3 protein-coding genes are annotated in these 3,397 nt (G+C 68.0%); all 3 read left to right on the forward strand.

What is annotated here, in order from left to right; translation table 11 throughout:
• Positions 1–744 (forward strand): SDR family NAD(P)-dependent oxidoreductase (locus ASG29_RS15340; RefSeq protein WP_055986279.1); only part of this gene is annotated, 744 nt, incomplete at its 5' end.
• A 115-nt stretch (positions 745–859) separates the two neighbouring features.
• Positions 860–3,028 (forward strand): TonB-dependent receptor, encoded by a 2,169-nt coding sequence (locus ASG29_RS15345; protein WP_156458086.1) that lies wholly within the window; start codon positions 860–862, stop codon positions 3,026–3,028.
• Between the two features lie 5 nt (positions 3,029–3,033).
• Positions 3,034–3,397 (forward strand): FAD-binding oxidoreductase (locus ASG29_RS15350; RefSeq protein WP_156458101.1); only part of this gene is annotated, 364 nt, incomplete at its 3' end.

The following is a 3,397-nucleotide window of genomic DNA, read 5'->3' on the forward strand; positions in this document are numbered from 1 at the left end:
CGCCTCGACGGTCGCACCGCCTTCGTCACCGGCGGGGCGCAGGGGATCGGCTGGTGCTGCGCCGATGCGCTGGCGGAGGCGGGCGCGCGCGTCACGATCGCGGATCGCGATGCGGATGCGATCCGCGCGGGCCTGGCGACGCTGCGCGCGAAGGGGCACCGGGTCGCGGGCGTCACCCTGGACGTGACGGACAGCGCCGCGGTGACCGCCGCCGCCGACGCGCTGGGGGCGGTCGATATCCTGGTCAACAATGCAGGCATCGCACGCAGCGAGACGCCCGCCGAGGAGGTTGCGGACGAGCATTGGTTGAACGTGCTGGACGTCAACCTCAACGGCACGTTCTGGTGCGCACGCGCCTTCGGGCGGCACATGCTGGCGGCGGGCAGGGGCGCGATCGTGAACGTCGGGTCGATGTCGGGCGTCATCGTCAACCGGCCGCAGCCGCAAAGCTATTACAATGCCGGCAAGGCCGCGGTGCACCAGCTGACGAAGAGCCTGGCCGCCGAATGGGCGTCGCGCGGCGTGCGCGTCAACGCGGTGGCGCCGACCTATATCGCCACGCCATTGAACGCCTTCGCCGACAAGGAGGGCGAGATGTACCGCCGCTGGATCGACGGCACGCCGCAGGGGCGGCTGGGCGAGCCGGAGGAGGTCGCGTCGATCGTCCATTTCCTCGCCAGCGACGCCGCCAGCCTGATGACGGGCAGCATCGTCATGGCGGACGGCGGCTATACCTGCTGGTAAGCGTGTGAGCCGATCGGCATAGTCGTTTGACCTTTCATACAGGTCGGTGTGGCAGCTATTGACCTGTCTGAAAGGTGGACGCCCGCGATCCGCCGTGATTCGGAAGGGGATATTCATGCGCCGTCACCTGCTCGCCACCACCGCCGCCGTCGCGCTGCTGCTTCCGGCCGTCGCATCGGCGCAGACCGCAGCGGCGAGCGACAGCGGCACCGCCGCCGATCCGCAGGCCGATCCCGCCGCCGACACCGATGCCGCGGGCAGCGACATCGTCGTGACGGCGCGCCAGCGCGAGGAAAGGTTGCAGGACGTGCCGATCGCGGTCACCGCCATTTCCGGCGAGGCGATCAAGGACCAGCAGCTGGTGCTGGTGAAGGACGTCGCGGCCTACACGCCGGGCCTGAACATCAATTCCGATTCCGCGGGGCGCGCGTTCGTGTCGATCCGCGGCGTCGGCACGACGTTGATCGACACGGTGCAGCCGGGCGTCGGCATCTTCATCGATGGCGTGTACCAGCCCAACACCACGTATCTGATGTCCCCGCTGGTCGATGTCGCGCGGGTCGAGGTGCTGCGCGGGCCGCAGGGGACATTGTTCGGCAACAACACGCTGGGCGGCGCGATCAACGTCATCACGCGCCAGCCGGGCAACGACTGGGAAGGCCGCGTCGACGGCAGCATGGCGGCGGGCGACAATTACGCCAGCGTGTCGGGCAGCATCAGCGGGCCGATCGTCGCCGACACGCTGGGCCTGCGCATCGGTGCCGCCTATCACAAGGACGACGGGTTCCAGTACAACACGCTGGCGCGCGGGAACCAGAATTCGACCGAAACGAAGTCGATCAACGGCACGCTGCGCTTCACGCCGTCGCCGTCCGCCACGATCACGATCAACGGCGGATACGACAACGTCATCGGCGCGGCGACGCCCTATTTCTATTCGGACGGGCCGCGCGATTACCGGCTCGACGGGCAGACGAACCAGCTGAGCTACAACGACATCAAATATTACGCCGGGAACGTGAAGGGCGAGTTCGACCTGGATTCGCTGGATACGAAGGTCACCGCGATCGCCGCGTACAACCAGTCGGATACGAACGCCCGCGGCGACGGCGACTACGGCCCGTTCGACCTGTTGCGGTCGGTCCTGACCCGCACGCTGAAGACGTACACGGGCGAACTGCGGCTCGACACGCGGTGGAGCGACCGTTTCTCGACGCTGATCGGCGCCTATTTCGGGCGCTCGACGACCGATGCGACCAGCGTCACGACGCTGAACTTCGGCGCGCTGGGCCTGCCGCTGCCGCCGCAGGTCGCGACCGCGACCGCATCGTCGGAGAATGATAATTACGCGCTGTTCGCCACCGGATTCCTCGCGCTCGATCCCACGCTGGACCTGGCGGTCGGGGTGCGCGTCGACCGGCAGAAGCTGGACGCCTCCACCGCGGGCGCACCCGCTGCCTATGAGGCGACCGAGTTCCAGCCGCGCGTGACCCTGACCAAGCGGTGGAACCCCGATTTCATGACCTACGCCTCGGTCGCGCGCGGCGTGCGCGGCGGCGGGCAGAACGGACCGGGCGCGCCGAACCTGATCTATCGCAACGACAGCGTGTGGACGTACGAACTGGGCGCGAAGGCCGGCGCGTTCGACAACCGCCTGACCGGCAGCGTCGCGGCCTTCTACAACGACTACAAGGATTTCATCGGCGCCAACGCACTGGCGCCCAGCACGACCGGGGTCGGCTTCGTCGCGATCAACCTGAATTCGGGCAAGGTCGAAAGCTACGGCGTGGAGGCGGAGCTGTCCTATCGCGTCACCGACGATTGGCGCGTCTACGGCAACGCCACCCTGCTCCATGCACGCGTGACCGATGCGACCGAATTCCGCCAGCTGACCGGCTATGCCTATCCGGGCGACCGCATCCTGTTCGTGCCCGACGCCAATTACACCGTCGGCACGAACTACGCGCTGCCGCTGCCGCGCGAGCAGGCGCTGGTCCTCGACGCGAACGTGGTGGCGAAGGGCGACCGCGTCGGCGGATCGCTGGACGCGGCATCGGTGCCGGTTTTGGAGAATTACTACCTGACCAACCTGTCGATCACGTTCCGGACGAAATATTTCGAGGTCGGCGCGTGGGCGACGAACCTGTTCGACGAGAAATACATGGAAAGCTATCTCGACTCCTCGCTGCTGCGCCGTGCGGGCCTGCCGGGGCCGCTCGTCCGCAACCTGGCGATCCAGGGCAACCGCCGCCGCGCGGGCGTGCGCGGCACGATCCGGTTCTGACGATCATGCACCACTTCCCCTATCCGGAACGCGCGCCGCTCGACCCGGCGTTCCTGCACGCGCTCGACATTCGCTTCGGCGCCGATTGCCACGTGACGGAGGGGGTGCGGCGCCAGCACGGCCGGAGCGAGGCGCATTTCGCAGAGACGCTGCCCGACGCGGTCGTGTTCGTCGCGACGACGCAGGACGTGGCGGATTGCGTGACATTGTGCGCGCGCTACGGCGTGCCCGTCGTCCCCTGGGGCGCGGGCACCTCGATCGAGGGCAATGCGCTGCCGATCCGCGGCGGCGTGTCGCTCGACATGAGCCGGATGGACCGGATCGTCGCGGTGAATGCGGCGGATTTCGACTGCACGGTCGAGGCGGGGG

This window comes from Sphingomonas sp. Leaf412 (assembly GCF_001425405.1).
Lineage (GTDB): Bacteria > Pseudomonadota > Alphaproteobacteria > Sphingomonadales > Sphingomonadaceae > Sphingomonas.

Excerpts from the sequence above, each read along its gene's own strand:
- ASG29_RS15345 (WP_156458086.1), top strand. The coding sequence starts at position 860 with ATGCGCCGTCACCTGCTCGCCACCACCGCCGCCGTCGCGCTGCTGCTT.